This window comes from Streptomyces chattanoogensis (genome assembly GCF_001294335.1).
GTDB classification, from domain to species: domain Bacteria; phylum Actinomycetota; class Actinomycetes; order Streptomycetales; family Streptomycetaceae; genus Streptomyces; species Streptomyces chattanoogensis.
This window is the reverse complement of sequence record NZ_LGKG01000124.1, coordinates 54,338-68,187: the sequence shown is the minus strand read 5'-3', so window position 1 is coordinate 68,187 and position 13,850 is coordinate 54,338. Positions and strand designations below refer to the sequence as shown.

The following is a 13,850-nucleotide window of genomic DNA, read 5'->3' as shown; positions in this document are numbered from 1 at the left end:
CGGCAGCGGGCTCACTCCTCGACGGACTCGGCTTCGCGCGCCAGGAACAGCGCGAACACCGGCGGATGCTGCTGCAGCAGCTCCAGACGGCCGCCGTCCGCCTCGGCCAGGTCGCGGGCGACGGCCAGCCCCAGCCCGGTGGAGTTGCGGCCGGAGACGGTCCGTTCGAAGACCCGTGAGCCGAGGTCCGGCGGGACGCCGGGGCCTGCGTCCGTGACCTCGACAACGGCCTGGTTGCCGGTGACGCGGGTGCGCAGGGCGACCGTTCCGGCGCCGTGCATCAGGGAGTTCTCGATCAGCGTGGCCAGCACCTGGGCAACCGCGCCCGGGGTGCCCACGGCCCGCAGCCCCTTCTTCCCGGAGCGGACGATGGCCCGTCCGGCGCTGCGGTAGGCCGGGCGCCACTCCTCGACCTGCTGCTTGACCACCTCGTCCAGATCGAAGGCGACCGCCGAGCCGGTGCGCGGATCGCGCGAGTTGGTCAGCAACCGCTGCACGACATCGGTCAGCCGCTCCACCTGGGCCAGCGCGATGGTGGCCTCTTCCTTGACGGTGTCCGGGTCGTCGGTGACGGTGATCTCCTCCAGCCGCATCGACAGCGCGGTCAGCGGGGTGCGCAGCTGGTGGGAGGCGTCGGCGGCGAGCCGGCGCTCGGCGGTCAGCATCCGGGCGATCCGTTCGGCGCTGGCGTCGAGCACATCCGCGACCCGGTCGAGTTCCTGGACGCCGTAGCGGCGGTGGCGCGGGCGGGGGTCGCCGGAGCCCAGCCGTTCGGCGGTCTCGGCGAGGTCGGTGAGCGGTGCGGTCAGCCGACGGGCCTGGCGTACCGCAAGGATGACGGCGGCGACGATCGCGAGCAGTGCGACGGCCAGGATGACCAGCAGCGTCCGGCCGATCTCCGCGCTGACCGTGGAGCGGGACTCCTGGACCACGACGGATTCGCCCCGGTCTCCGCGGACCCGCTTTTCCATGACGTCCCCCGCCGGACGCCGCCCGATCTCGATCGTGCCGGGCCTGCCCGGCACCCGGATCTGGGCGTACCGCTTGGCGGTGATCTGCTCGGAGAGGATCTCCGGAGTGATCTTCTCGCCGCTGCCCAGCCGGCTCTCCACGATCCCCACCAGCCGCACCGCCTCGGACGCCACGCTCTCCTGCGCACCCGCCTCGATCGTGCGGGTTTCGACGATGACCAGGGAGATGCCGAAGACGGCGATGACGACGAGCACCACGGCGAGCGTGGAGTTGATCAGGCGGCGGCGCACGGGCTACTGGCTCTTTTCAGCTTTTTTCGAAGCGGAAGCCGACACCGCGGACGGTGGCGATGTAGCGGGGGTTGGCGGCGTCGTCACCGAGCTTCTTGCGCAGCCAGGAGATGTGCATGTCGAGCGTCTTGGTGGACGACCACCAGGTGGTGTCCCAGACCTCGCGCATCAGCTGGTCGCGGGTGACGACCCGGCCGGCGTCCCGTACCAGCACGCGCAGCAGGTCGAACTCCTTTGCGGTCAGCTGGAGTTCGTCATCGCCCATCCATGCCCGGTGCGACTCGACGTCGATCCGTACGCCATGGGTGGCGGGCGGCTGCTGGGGCTCGGCGGTGGAACCGCGGCGCAGCAGGGCCCGTACCCGGGCCAGGAGTTCGGCGAGCCGGAAGGGCTTGGTGACGTAGTCGTCGGCGCCGGCGTCCAGGCCGACGACGGTGTCCACCTCGTCGGCGCGGGCGGTGAGCACCAGGATCGGGAAGGAGTGGCCTTCGTTGCGCAGCCGGCGGGCGACCTCCAGGCCGTCCATGCCCGGCAGCCCCAGGTCGAGCACGAGCAGGTCGATATTGCCCTGGAGACCGGCGTCGAGCGCCGTGGGGCCGTCCTCGCGCACCTCGACTTCGTAACCCTCGCGGCGCAGTGCGCGGGCGAGCGGCTCCGAGATGGACGCGTCATCCTCGGCGAGCAGTACACGGGTCATGCGCCGATGGTAGTCCGAGGCGGCGGGGCAGAGGGGCGGACCGGCGGGGGCCGGCTACGAGCGGATGCGCCGGCCCGGGGCACGGCCCGGACTGCACACGCTCGGCAGGGCGGAGTAAACGGTTCCCGGCAACAGTGTGAGCGTTGTCTCATGGTGGCCATTGGTGGTGGAAGCAGACGTATGGTGTCGGGACGTCCATCGCACAACCCGCGGACCGCTGACGCTCAACTGGTGTCATCGGTCCCTGTTGTGTGCGGGGCTGGAACCACCAGTCCCGGTACACAGTGACTGACCTGTCGACCGGGTCCGCCGCGCGAGCAGCACGGGGGGCGTGGATCCCGGTGTTGGACCGCCTGCCGGCGCCGTCTCGTGCGGTGTCGACCCCCCGGACGTGGGGGCGGGCATGTCCACGCCGGTGCCGGTCATCCCCCACCCGGGCGCGTAACGACTCATCGAACGCGTCCCGAGCAGACCAAGGACTCACCATGGCGTCCAGCCTGACGAAGGGCGCAGCCCAGCAGGGGAACCCTGCCAACGGCGGCAAAACCTTCTTCGGCCACCCCCGCGGACTGGCCCCTCTCTTCATGACCGAGATGTGGGAGCGCTTCAGCTATTACGGCATGCGCGCCCTGCTCGTCCTGTACCTGATCGCCGGCGGCCCCGACGCGAAGCCCGGCAGCCAGGGCGGCGGCCTCGCCTTCCCCGAGGCCAACGCGGTGGCCATCTACTCCGTGTACGTGGCGATGGTGTACCTGCTCGCCATGCCCGGTGGTTGGATCGGCGACCGTATCTGGGGCCCGCGCAAGACCGTCGCCATCGCCGGTGGCGTGATCATGGCCGGCCACCTGGTGCTGGCCATGCCGGGCCAGGCGACCTTCTTCGCCGGTCTCGCCCTGGTCGCGATCGGCTCCGGACTGCTGAAGTCCAACATCTCCACGATGGTGGGCCATCTCTACGACGGGCCGCAGGACCCGCGCCGGGACGGCGGCTTCACGATCTTCTACATGGGCGTCAACATCGGCGCCTTCGCCGCCCCGCTGGCCATCGGCTATGTCGGCCAGAACGTCAACTGGCACCTCGGCTTCGCGATGGCCGCCGCCGGCATGGGCATCGGCCTGGCGTTCTTCCTCCTGGGCAGCCGCAACCTGTCGCCGGTCAGCAGCACGGTGCCGTCCCCGCTGGCAGCCGAGGAGCGCGGCGCTCTGCTGCGCAAGGGCCTGATCTGGCTGGCCGTCGCGGTGGTCTTCTACGGCATCGTCCTCGGCACCGGCAGCTTCACCATGAACTGGGTGGTCCTCCCGCTGACGTTGCTGGGCCTGGCCATCCCGATCACCGTGCTGGTCCGCATCAAGCGCGACAAGGAGCTCACTGAACCGGAACAGACCAAGGTCAGTGGCTACATCTGGTTCTTCGTCGCCGCCGCCGTGTTCTGGATGATCTTCGACCAGGCCGGTTCGACGATGTCCACCTTCGCCGAGAAGAAGACCACGGACCATGTCTTCGGGATGGGCTTCCCGTCCTCCTTCTTCCAGTCGGTGAACCCGCTGTGGGTCATGGCCCTCGCCCCGGTCTTCGCCACGCTGTGGCTGAAGCTGGCCCGACGTCACCGCGAGCCGAGCACCACGGTCAAGTTCGCCATGGCGATGGTCCTGATCGGCTTCTCGTTCATCGTCTTCGCCTACGCGATGAACCTGACCGCGGACGGCAGCAAGGCCAGCCCGGCCTGGCTGATCGGCATCTACATGGTCCAGACGATGGGTGAGCTCTGCCTCTCCCCGGTCGGCCTGTCGCTCACCACGAAGATGGCACCGCAGAAGTACGCCAGCCAGATGCTCGGCGTCTGGTTCCTGGCCGTCACGGCCGGCGACTGTGTCACCTCGCTGCTCTCCACCGCGGGCGCGGACCTCAGCGGTCCGCCTGTGGTGGCGGCCGAGGCCGCCATCGCGCTGCTCGCCGGAATCGCGGTGTACACGTCCCGCAAGAAGATCGAGGCGCTCATGGGGGATGTGCACTGACACATCTGCGCAGCTGAGGCGTCTCCGCCGAGGCACAGGGCCCCGCCGCACCGGGTTGGTGCGGCGGGGCCTTCGTCGTGGCGGAGGTCAGCGGCGCAGGTGCCGCCGCGGCGTGAAGCTGAAGACCGCCCCGCCGAGCAGGACGGCGGTGCCGGCGAGGAGCCCGAGGGCGGTCAGGGCGCCGCGGTCACCGGCGCCGGTGTCGGCGAGGCCGCCGGTGCCACCGGTGCTGCCGGCGGCGCCACCGGCCGTTCCCCCGGATGCGCCGCCCGTCGAACCGGCCGACGACCCACCCGACGCCCCACCGGACGTACCGCCCGACGTGCCGCCCGGCTGCGCCGAGGTGTCCAGCGTGAGCGAGGGGCCGGGGTCCTTCTCCGGGGTGCAGGTCGTGGTCGTCCCCAGCGCGTTGACGGTGAGCACGCCCGGCGTCAGCGTCGTCCTGCCCGTGGCGCCCGGCTTGTACGTGCCCTTGAGATCGGGGATCTCGATCGGGTCACCCGACTTGATGGGTTCGGCGTTGGTCGGGCCCTCCACCTTGACCGTTCCCTTGTCCGCGCCGCCCACCTTGACGTCCATCGACGGCTTGACCGAGTCCTTGGGGATGTCCGCCGGGCTGTCCATGACGGACTTCTTGAACTGCACCGTCAGGTCGTAGCTGCCGCCCTTCTTCACGGCGTCGATCTGCACCGGCGAGGTCGCCTTCTTGTCCCCGATGGGGGTCTTGCAGGCGTACGGGACCTTGATCTCCTTGCCCTGGTACGCGGTGCCGTCGGGGTCGCCGCCGCTACCGCCGGTCGAGCCGCCGCCGGTGGTGCCGCCGGTGTCCGTACCGGAGGTCGTGCCGCCGCTGGTCGTGCCGCCGCTGGTGGAATCACCTCCGGTCGTACCGCTACTCGTCGTACCGCCGCCGGTTGTCCCGCCACTGGTCGTACCGCCGCTCGTGGTGCCGCCGGAGTCGCCCCCGCCGTCCGTCACCTTGATGGTGACCGCGGGCTGCACCGTCTCCTTGGGCGAGCACTTGGTGTCCGTGGAGATCGGCTTGTTGACGTTGATGTTGTAGAAGCCCGGCGTCAGCGTGACCTCCCCCGGCTTCTCCAGCTTCAGCTTGCCCGTCATGTCGGACAGCTTCATCGGAGCGCCCTTGGGGATCGGCGGATTCTGCCGCGGCCCCTCCACGGGCAGCTCGCCGGTCTGTGCCCCGGCCACCTTGACCGTGCCGGTCGGCTGGACGGTGTTCTCCCCCAGATCGAGGACGTCGGGGTTCTTGGAGGCCGCCTCGACCGTCTTCCAGACCACCGTGATCTCGTCCCCGACCTTCGCGGTCGCGGGCGCGCTGACCGCCACCTTCGTGGTGCCCTCGATCGGCGGCAGCCCGGATATCGGCGGCGGCAGACACTCCGTCTTGTACGACACGTCCGCCGCCTGGGCGGACCCGGCCACGGCCAGGACACCCGCACCCGCGAGCGCCAGCGCGGCCGCCGAGGCCACACCCGCCCTCCTGCGTTGTCTCCTCAGCCTCATCAGCGTCATCACGCGGAACCTTTCGACGTGGGTCGTTCGGTTGATGTGGTGGTGGACGGTGCGGTGTCCGGGGTGAACCACGGCAGCCCGGCGCTGTCGCCGGCGCTCCTGGTCACGCTTGGTGCTGCGGTACGTCGTGTGCCGGGCCGGGCGGCGTGTCGGCGGCCGGGGGCGGGGGCCGGGCGGCGCGGGCGGATCCGGTCCACGATCGCCATCCCGATACGGAACACCGCCGTCGGGACCACCAGGCACAGCAGCACCCAGAACAGCGTCACGCCCCACGGGCGGCCCACCCCCCACGGCTGCTCGACCAGGATCTTGCCGCCGTACTCGAGCGAGACCAGATAGTCCCCGTGTGCCCCGGCGGCCAGCTCCACCGGCAGCCTGACCTCGGCTTTCTGTCCGGCGGGAAGGGTTCCGCGCCACTGCTGGTCCTCCCACTCGGGTGCGAAGACCCCATGCGAGGTGCCCACCCGGAAGACCGGGTTCCGGGCCGGCGCCGCGCCGACGTTGCCGACGGTGAGGGTCAGCTCGCGCTGCGGCGGCGCGCCGAACCAGGTCAGCAGTCCGCTGCTGCCCGCCAGCCGGGGCGCCGCGAGGACGGTCAGCCGTCCGCCGGTGCTCTCCTTGGGCAGCGGTGCCACGGGGTGGCCCGCCACCTTGAACGCGGCATCGGCGGCTTTCGGCGCACCAGTCACCGTCGCCACATGCACCACACAGGGGCAGGGCTTGGGCGGTTCGGCGACCGGGAGGCGCTTGCGGAAGGCGCCGTGCGCGTCGGTGGTGACGGCGCGTCCGTCACCGTTGGCGCAGGCATTGGTGCCGCCGATCATGTTCTGTCCGCAGATCAGCAGCGTGAGCAGGGCTCCGGCCCGCCAGCCGCGGCCGGTCACGGTGATGGTGCCGCCCTTGCCGGCCTCCTTCTCGGAGACCTGTACGGAGGGGCGGCCGCCGGCGGTGGCGTACGCGGAGGCGGCGGGGAGCAGGGCCGGTACGAGGGCGGCGAGACAGAGCGCGAGGGCGGCGGCCCATCTCGCGGAGGTGGGTGTGGTGGGTGTGGTGGGTGTGGTGGGTCTAGTGGCTGTGGCTGTGGTGAGGGTGGTTGTGGTGGGGGCCGTCGTCGTAGCCGTCTCGCCGTTCACGATCGCGCTCCTGATCCCGGTACCGATCCCGATCCCGTGGCCGTTTCCGCCCGCCGCCCCGCGCCCGCCCTCGATCCCGTAATCGCCAATTCCCTTCCACCGGGAGCCACTTGAGCGGTACCACTCCCGTCACGCGGAACCGTCGGGCCCGTCTCCCGTGCCGTACGCCGCCTCCGTACGACGGTCCAGCCGCCCGCCCCCGCCGCCAGGACGGCCGCCACGCCCGCGGCCCCGCCCCACGGGACCGCCGTATACGTCGCCGAGGCGGCACCGCGGGCCCCGCCCTCCGCCGTCGCGGTCACCCGTATCTCCACCGCGTCCAGGCCGGGCGGATCCGGCCATTTCTCGGTGCGCTCCATGCGCTGACCGGGCCGCAGTTCACCCGGCAGGGCGCGGGCGGCCCGCCGCAGCACCTCGCCGAAGATCCCCTCGGCGCGCAGTGCAACCTTCGGCCGCAGCGCGGTGTTTCCTCTGTTGACCAGGGCATACCGGATCACCGCCGGACCGCCCCCGCCCGCGGCGCCGCCCCCTCCCCCGCCCACGGACACGTCCTCGACGGTCAGCGCCGACAGCGCCGGCCCGGTCACCCGGAGATACACCGGCACCCGGGCCTGCCCGCCCCGGCCGGTCGCGATGAGGGCGCCGGGGTGGTTGCCGGGGGTGACGTTCCGCGGCACGGTCACCGTGAACGGCACCCCGGCCCGCGTGCGCGGCGGGACCGTCACCTCCTTCGCGGCGAGCGCGAGCCACGAGCCGGTGCCGGAGCCGCGCAGCCGCAGGGTGACGGCCCGGCCGGAGGGGTTGCTCAGGAACAGCCGGTCGCGCAGCACGGTTCCGGGCGCGCCCTCCAGATAGAAGTACGGGCGGTCCTGCGGGCTGGGGCGGGCGCCGCCGCCGGGCGCGGGCGCGGCGGACCAGCCCGGTGCGGCGGGCCGGGCCCCGGCGGGGGCGGGGCACAGCAGTACGGCGGCGGCCGCAAGGACCGCACCACTGACCGCTGCGCGAGTACGGAACGGCATCGGCGGCTCCTGGTGCTCGGACTCGTGCTCGTCGTGCCTGCTGTGCGCTCGTCGTGCCTGTTGCGCGCTCGTTGCGTCTGTTGCCGCGCCGGTTGCCTCTGCTGCCGGGCTGGTTGCGTGTGTTGCCGCGCTCGTAGCGTCTGTCGTGCTCGTACGGACGCGGCGGGCGCGCCCCGCGTCAGGCGTGCCGGCTGCGGCGGGTCAGCCAGAGCCCGCCGGCCGCCCCGGCCAGCAGGACCGTGCCGCCGAGGGTGCCGAGCGCGATCGCGGAGTCCGCGGGCCCGGTCTGCGGCAGCTGCCCGCCGGAGGAACCGCCCGCGGCCGACCCGCCGGAGCCGCCCGAGCCGCCCGAGCCCTTGACGTCCAGAGTGAGCGAGGGCCCGGGGTTGTTGCTGGGAGTGCAGGTGGTCGTGGTGCCCAGGGCCTTGATGGTGAGGGTGGAGGCGGTGAAGGTGACCTTGCCGCTCGCCTTGGGGGTGTATGTACCGCTGAGGTCACTGATCTTGATGGGCGTATTGGCCGGTATCGCCTTGTCGTTGGGCGGCCCGGCGACCGGCACCGTACCGCTGTCCGCGCCGCCCAGCTTGATCAGCGCACTGGGTTTCATGGCGCCCTTGCCCAGTTCGACGGGGCTGGAGGAGACGCCCTTCTGGAAGGACATGACGAGCTTGTACGCACCGCCGCCGGGGGTGGACTTGATGTCGATGGGCGATACCGCGCCCTTGTTGCCGATCGGCGTCTTGCACTGGTAATTGACGTCGACGACCTCGGCGTGTGCGGCCGGCGCGGTGAGCAGCACCGCGGATCCCGCCGTCATTGCCACGGCCGCGGCCAGCGCGGCCGTACGGCGCGGGCGGCTGCCGTGTGGTTCACAGAAGCGGGCCACCTCGATCTCCCCTTCTCCCGGGTAGCGCACCGCCGGGTATTACTGACGGCACATCAGATTCGCCGTCAAGGTACGCCCGGGGCCTTGCCGAAGGAAGACACATCACAGCCCCGAATCGCAGCGGGCGCGGGGCCGTGGACAACGAGAGACGGCCGAAAAGACCGCCGGAGAGGCCGCCCGAGAGGGCCACCGGAGTGTGCGGAGACGGCGGAGACGACAAAGCGCGGGCCCCGCGGGCCCGCGCTGATCACCTTCCGTCCGCCCGGCCTTCAGGACGGCGCGGCGAGCTCCGCCCAGACGGTCTTGCCCGCACCGTCGGAGTTGCGTACCACTCCCCAGTCCAGGCACAGGCGCTGCACGATGAACATGCCGTGGCCACCGGGGCGGCCCGGACGGTGCGGGGTGCGCGGCGCGGGCGACCCGGCGCCCAGGTCGCTGACCTCCAGGTGCAGCACCTTGGCGGTGCACCGCAGCCGCAGCTCCTCCGGCCCCTCGGCGTGCAGACAGGCGTTGGTGACCAGCTCGGAGACGACCAGCAGCACATCCTCGGCCGCGGCGCGCTGATCGGCATTGGCGGCCGGCAGCCAGCCCCAGTCGTGCAGAGCCTGCCGGGCGAAGTCACGGCCGCGTGCCACGGCGCCCCGGGTGCCCGCCAGGCGCAGCCGGCGGACCTGGCCCGCCGGAACGGCGGCCTGGGGGGCGGAAGCACCCGGGCCACCCGACTCCGGGCCAACGCCCGGCGGGTACGGCCGGGTGGTGCTCATCAGCGCTTCACCTCACCGATTCGCCTGTTCACGGAAACAGATAACTGACTGATTGCAACGGATTCAGATGTCTCCTGCCCGACCGGGCCGTGAGAACACCCACTTCTTGGGTACGGAAGTTGTGACTCGTACTACGTGCCCGGATTGCCTGCATCCGGGCGCCGTCGTCACGTCAGTCGGCCAGCGCCGCGTCAAGCGAGTCATGCACGGTGAAAACCGCTTCCGCGCCGGTGATCTCGAAGACCCGGGCCACCACCGGCTGCATCCCGGCCAGATGGACCCCGCCCCCCGCGGCCTCGGCCTTCAGGCGGGCGCCGAGCAGCACATTGAGTCCGGTGGAATCCATGAATTCAAGGGGTGAGCAGTCCACCACCAGGCGTGCATATCCGTCATCCACGCACCCCTCCAGTGACTCACGCAACAGATCCGCTGTGTGGTGATCGAGCTCACCGGCCGCGGTCACCACCGCGCTGGCGCCGTGATGCCGGATCGCGACATGCAGCCGGCCCCGGCTTGCACTGCCGACCGTCCCGCGGTCCATGCGCGCGCACCCCTCTTGCTGTCTCGGCGTCTGATTGCTTATGACTGCGCTTGTCGAACACTACGCCGTAACCTCGCGCGAGGGTAGCCGAACAATCGGCATATAGCCCGAGATATGGACAACACGTACTTGCCATCTTCATGCAAAGCCAGGTAGGCGTAGATGGAGACACATCCGCAACGGCCGGCTTTGGAGGCGCCGCACACCGCAGCTTCACGTAGAGGCTTCGGCAGCCATATGCCGAGAACGATGGAGGACACATGTCACCCCGGCTCGACGAAATGCGCACCGACGACACCCGGCAGCACACCTCGTCGACACCCCCGTCACCCCTGCCCGACGCGACGGGTCACATCCCTTCCCAGGCGACCCCTTCCCCGTCGCCGTCTGCCCAGTCCCTTTCCGGCCATGCAGACTCCGCGGCATCGGATCTCGCAGAAATGCCGGAGATGCCCGAGATCGACGGTCTGCCCGAGATCCCGCCCTTCGACGAGGTGGGCCCGGTGGACGCGCGGGCCCTGTCCAAGACCCTCTTCGAGCGGCTGGAAACGCTCGAGGAAGGCACGCATGAATTCGCCTACGTCCGTAACACCCTGGTCGAGCTCAACCTCGCCCTGGTGAAGTTCGCGGCCTCCCGGTTCCGCTCCCGCAGCGAACCCATGGAGGACATCGTCCAGGTCGGCACGATCGGCCTGATCAAGGCGATAGACCGCTTCGAGCTGAGCCGCGGCGTGGAGTTCCCGACGTTCGCGATGCCGACCATCGTCGGCGAGATCAAGCGCTTCTTCCGCGACACCAGCTGGTCGGTACGGGTACCGAGGCGTCTGCAGGAACTGCGGCTGGATCTCGCCAAGGCAGGCGATGAACTGGCCCAGAAGCTCGACCGCGCCCCCACGGTGAGCGAGCTCGCCGAACGCCTCGGCATCACCAAGGACGAGGTCGTCGAAGGGATGGCCGCGAGCAACGCCTACACCGCGAGCTCGCTGGACGCCCAGCCCGAGGAGGACGACAGCGAAGGCGCGCTGGCGGACCGCATCGGCTACGAGGACAACGGCCTCGAAGGCATCGAGTACGTCGAATCGCTCAAGCCGCTGATCGCCGAACTCCCGCCGCGCGACCGCAAGATCCTCTCGCTGCGTTTCGTCGCCAATATGACGCAGTCCGAGATCGGCGAGGAGCTGAACATCTCTCAGATGCATGTCTCCCGGCTGCTCTCGCGCACGCTCGGCAGGCTCCGCAAGGGGCTGATGGTAGAGGAGTGACCGCCGCGGTCACGCCGCCGGTCGTCACGGCCGGCAGCCGCCCGCGCAGAGGAGGGCCTGCCCCGAGGGTTTCTCGGGACGGGCCCTCCTCTGCTGGGCCTGTTCCTCTTTGCGGGGCTAGTAGCCGTCCTCGTTCAGGCCGGTGATGCCGACGACGAACTGCAGCCACACCTGCCCGCTGGGTCCGTCGGAATCGACCGTGCCCGGCGCGAGGGCATCCATCTCCGTGAAGAAGTTTCCCGACGCGTCCTCGTCCGGATACGGGTACCAACAGGCGCTCATATAGCGACGTACACCCTCAAGGACCCGGGTGAAGTGGTCGAGGTCCGGGGAGAGTTGGACGAGTTCGAGACTTTCTTTGACATGGACGCTGCCCGCACGGCGGTGCAGATACACCGTGTCGCGCACGCCGCACCGGTTGCCGGAGCCGAGGGGCAGCAGGTCGGAGGCTTCGAAGCCGACCGGCACCTCGACGCGGCCCAGTGCGTCGTCGGCGAGCGGTGTCATCTCCTGAGCCGGGCACGGCTCGAAGGTCGTCATGCCACATGCCCACCACGATGGAAGCCCGATATCCCGCAAATGGGCCCGGCTCGCGGTGTGTTCGAGGGCGGCCGGCAGCTCGTGGCCAGGTATGCGGACGACCTTGACGGGGGCGAAGGCATCATCCACCCGCCCGGCGGTGAGCGGGCCGTGGGGAGCGGCGAAGAACGGCATCCGTCCGGGTGTGCCCTCCTCCGACGACTCGGCATCGATCCAGCCACGCGGCCAGTCACGGAGCACCGCCGCATCGGTCTCCAGCAGCGCAAGGCCGCAGATGTCGTCCACCAGATACCGTGTCCGACCGTCCGCGCCGCCCAGCGGACTGGCTGAGTCCCAGCTCTCGGGCGCGGACAGTTCGCATTCGTCCAGACGTGGCACGCCCTGTGCGCCGTAGAGCGGCAGGGGAACCCGGGCCTCCTCGGGAGGAGCCGGTACCTGCACGCCGGTCTCCAGATCGAGCCAGGTGTCCTCCCAGGCAGCGTGCACATGGAGGAGCTCGCGGCCATTGTGCATCTGACGCCCGAGGGTAAGGGTGTCCCGGCTTGTCAGGTTCGGATGCGCCACATACTTCCCCACCGGCCGCCACCACGCCCACACCGTCCGCCACGGCATCCCCGGCTCGGCTGCCGCGATCCGGTCGGCGTACCCCTCGTGCCCCAGCACCTTCGCCGCGAACTGCAACCACGACGCGAACTCCGCACGCGGCACCTCCGCGCCGCCGAATATCGCCTCGGCCTGCTGGAAGACCTCACGGCCGACGTGCGGTGCAGCGCTTAGGCCCTCGATGTGCGCCCGCACCACCGCCCGGTCCGTGCCCAGCAGCCGCGCCGGATCGTCCAGCAGATCAGCAGTCCCCGTGCTCATGAATTCATGGTGACAGCAGGGTCTGACAATGCCCGGCGCGGGCCGGACCGGCGGAGGTCACACAGGTGACAGCGGCCCTCAGACCAGAACTCCCTTGTGCCACACCGCCGATACCAGCGGCACGCCCGGCCGGTAGGCGAGGTGGACGTGCGAGGGCGCGTCGAGGAGGGCGAGGTCGGCGCGGGCGCCGGGGGTGATCCGGCCGACGTCGGTGCGGCGCAGGGCGCGGGCGCCGCCCTCGGTGGCGGACCATACGGCCTCGTCGGGGGTCATGCCCATGTCCCGGACGGCCAGCGCGATGCAGAACGGCATGGAACTGGTGAAGGACGAGCCGGGGTTGCAGTCGGTGGACAGGGCGACGGTGGCGCCGGCGTCGATCAGCGGGCGGGCGTCGGGCCACTCGGCGCGGGTGGAGAACTCGGCGCCCGGGAGGAGGGTGGCGACGGTGTCGGAGTGGGCGAGGGCGTCGATGTCGGCGGAGGTGAGGTGGGTGCAGTGGTCGGCGGACGCGGCGCCGAGTTCGACGGCGAGCTGGACGCCGGGGCCGTGGCCGAGCTGGTTGGCGTGCACCCGGGGCACCAGTCCCTTGGCCTGGCCGGCGGTGAGGATGGCGCGGGCCTGGTCGCCGTCGAAGGCGCCCTTCTCGCAGAAGACGTCGACCCAGCGGGCGTGCGGGGCGCAGGCGTCGAGCATCGGGCCGGTGACGAGGTCGACGTAGCCGGCCGGGTCGTCGGCGTAGTCGGGGGAGACGATGTGCGCGCCGAGGAAGGTGACCTCGTCGGTGTGGGCGGCGGCGATGCGCAGCGCACGGGCCTCGTCCTCGACGGTGAGGCCGTAGCCGGACTTGGTCTCCTGGGTGGTGGTGCCCTGGCGGAGCGCCTCGGCGAGGTAGCGGGCGACGTTGGCGTGCAGGGCCTCGTCGGTCGCGGCGCGGGTGGCGGCGACGGTGGTGCGGATGCCGCCGGCGGAGTAAGGGCGGCCGGACATCCGGGCGTTGAACTCGGCGGTGCGGTCGCCGGCGAAGACGAGGTGGGAGTGGGAGTCGACGAAGCCGGGGAGGCCGGCCCGGCCGCCCGCGTCGACGGCGTTGTCAGTGGCGGGTGCTTTGCTTGATGCACCGACCCAGGCGATGCGGTCGCCGTCGAAGACGACGGCCGCGTCCTGGATCAGACCGAGGGGGCCTTCGCCGAGGGAGGGGTCGTTGGTGACGAGCTGGCCGATGTGGGTGATGGCGGTGGTGGGCGCGGAGGCCGTGAGGCGAGTACCGCCCTGCTCGAGCGAAGTCGAGAGCTTGGGGGAGGTCGTCGTGTCGGTCGTCATCGCGGGGGTGTTCT

The 13,850-nt window shown here is 70.9% G+C and carries 12 protein-coding genes; 2 read left to right on the top strand and 10 right to left on the bottom strand.

The genetic code is table 11. The annotated features are described in order from the left end of the window. Positions 1-11 precede the first annotated feature (11 nt). Positions 12-1,262, bottom strand: a complete 1,251-nt coding sequence (locus ADL29_RS15120) for an ATP-binding protein (RefSeq protein ID WP_046927719.1) — start codon at positions 1,260-1,262, stop codon at positions 12-14. 16 nt (positions 1,263-1,278) lie between these two features. Continuing rightward, positions 1,279-1,959 (bottom strand): response regulator transcription factor, encoded by a 681-nt coding sequence (locus ADL29_RS15115; RefSeq protein WP_046927718.1) that lies wholly within the window; start codon positions 1,957-1,959, stop codon positions 1,279-1,281. Positions 1,960-2,444: 485 nt separating this feature from the next. Here ADL29_RS15115 and ADL29_RS15110 point away from each other — a divergent pair, with 485 nt between their 5' ends. Then, positions 2,445-3,974 (top strand): peptide MFS transporter, encoded by a 1,530-nt coding sequence (locus tag ADL29_RS15110; protein WP_053924177.1) that lies wholly within the window; start codon positions 2,445-2,447, stop codon positions 3,972-3,974. Positions 3,975-4,061: 87 nt separating this feature from the next. Here ADL29_RS15110 and ADL29_RS15105 read toward each other — a convergent pair whose 3' ends face one another. From ADL29_RS15105 to ADL29_RS15080, 6 genes are all read right to left on the bottom strand, one after another. Further along, on the bottom strand, positions 4,062-5,507 hold the full coding sequence (locus ADL29_RS15105; protein ID WP_053924176.1) for a hypothetical protein: 1,446 nt from the start codon (positions 5,505-5,507) through the stop codon (positions 4,062-4,064). Beyond that, the gene (locus ADL29_RS15100) at positions 5,507-6,640 is read right to left on the bottom strand and encodes a hypothetical protein (RefSeq protein ID WP_425424243.1); all 1,134 of its coding nucleotides are present in this window, start codon (positions 6,638-6,640) and stop codon (positions 5,507-5,509) included. The genes ADL29_RS15105 and ADL29_RS15100 overlap by 1 nt, the downstream gene beginning before the upstream one ends. After that, positions 6,637-7,659 (bottom strand): COG1470 family protein, encoded by a 1,023-nt coding sequence (locus ADL29_RS15095; RefSeq protein WP_053924175.1) that lies wholly within the window; start codon positions 7,657-7,659, stop codon positions 6,637-6,639. The genes ADL29_RS15100 and ADL29_RS15095 overlap by 4 nt, the downstream gene beginning before the upstream one ends. Positions 7,660-7,837: 178 nt before the next feature. Then, positions 7,838-8,545 carry an LPXTG cell wall anchor domain-containing protein gene (locus ADL29_RS15090; protein WP_053924174.1) on the bottom strand — a complete coding sequence of 236 codons (708 nt, stop codon included), beginning with the start codon at positions 8,543-8,545 and terminating at the stop codon, positions 7,838-7,840. Between the two features lie 269 nt (positions 8,546-8,814). Next, the gene (locus ADL29_RS15085) at positions 8,815-9,309 is read right to left on the bottom strand and encodes an ATP-binding protein (protein ID WP_053924173.1); all 495 of its coding nucleotides are present in this window, start codon (positions 9,307-9,309) and stop codon (positions 8,815-8,817) included. 172 nt (positions 9,310-9,481) lie between these two features. Further along, positions 9,482-9,850, bottom strand: a complete 369-nt coding sequence (locus ADL29_RS15080) for an STAS domain-containing protein (protein WP_046927713.1) — start codon at positions 9,848-9,850, stop codon at positions 9,482-9,484. 260 nt (positions 9,851-10,110) lie between these two features. On the opposite strand from ADL29_RS15080, the gene ADL29_RS15075 reads away from it, so the two are divergent. Next, positions 10,111-11,112 (top strand): RNA polymerase sigma factor SigF, encoded by a 1,002-nt coding sequence (locus ADL29_RS15075; protein WP_053924172.1) that lies wholly within the window; start codon positions 10,111-10,113, stop codon positions 11,110-11,112. Positions 11,113-11,229: 117 nt separating this feature from the next. On the opposite strand, the gene ADL29_RS15070 is transcribed toward ADL29_RS15075, so the two are convergent. After that, complete coding sequence (locus ADL29_RS15070; protein WP_053924171.1) at positions 11,230-12,516, bottom strand: SUKH-4 family immunity protein; 1,287 nt, start codon at positions 12,514-12,516, stop codon at positions 11,230-11,232. A 78-nt stretch (positions 12,517-12,594) separates the two neighbouring features. Continuing rightward, a complete protein-coding gene (hutI, locus tag ADL29_RS15065) occupies positions 12,595-13,836 on the bottom strand; it encodes an imidazolonepropionase (RefSeq protein WP_245689416.1) in 1,242 nt (413 codons plus the stop codon). Between the last annotated feature and the right edge of the window lie 14 nt (positions 13,837-13,850).

Bases quoted from the DNA above. Each gene is read 5' to 3' on its own strand.
- ADL29_RS15115 (WP_046927718.1), bottom strand. From the start codon at position 1,959: ATGACCCGTGTACTGCTCGCCGAGGATGACGCGTCCATCTCGGAGCCG.
- ADL29_RS15110 (WP_053924177.1), top strand. From the start codon at position 2,445: ATGGCGTCCAGCCTGACGAAGGGCGCAGCCCAGCAGGGGAACCCTGCC.
- ADL29_RS15105 (WP_053924176.1), bottom strand. From the start codon at position 5,507: ATGACGCTGATGAGGCTGAGGAGACAACGCAGGAGGGCGGGTGTGGCC.
- ADL29_RS15095 (WP_053924175.1), bottom strand. From the start codon at position 7,659: ATGCCGTTCCGTACTCGCGCAGCGGTCAGTGGTGCGGTCCTTGCGGCC.
- ADL29_RS15075 (WP_053924172.1), top strand. From the start codon at position 10,111: ATGTCACCCCGGCTCGACGAAATGCGCACCGACGACACCCGGCAGCAC.
- hutI (WP_245689416.1), bottom strand. From the start codon at position 13,836: ATGACGACCGACACGACGACCTCCCCCAAGCTCTCGACTTCGCTCGAG.
- ADL29_RS15070 (WP_053924171.1), bottom strand. From the start codon at position 12,516: ATGAGCACGGGGACTGCTGATCTGCTGGACGATCCGGCGCGGCTGCTG.
- ADL29_RS15085 (WP_053924173.1), bottom strand. From the start codon at position 9,309: ATGAGCACCACCCGGCCGTACCCGCCGGGCGTTGGCCCGGAGTCGGGT.
- ADL29_RS15080 (WP_046927713.1), bottom strand. From the start codon at position 9,850: ATGGACCGCGGGACGGTCGGCAGTGCAAGCCGGGGCCGGCTGCATGTC.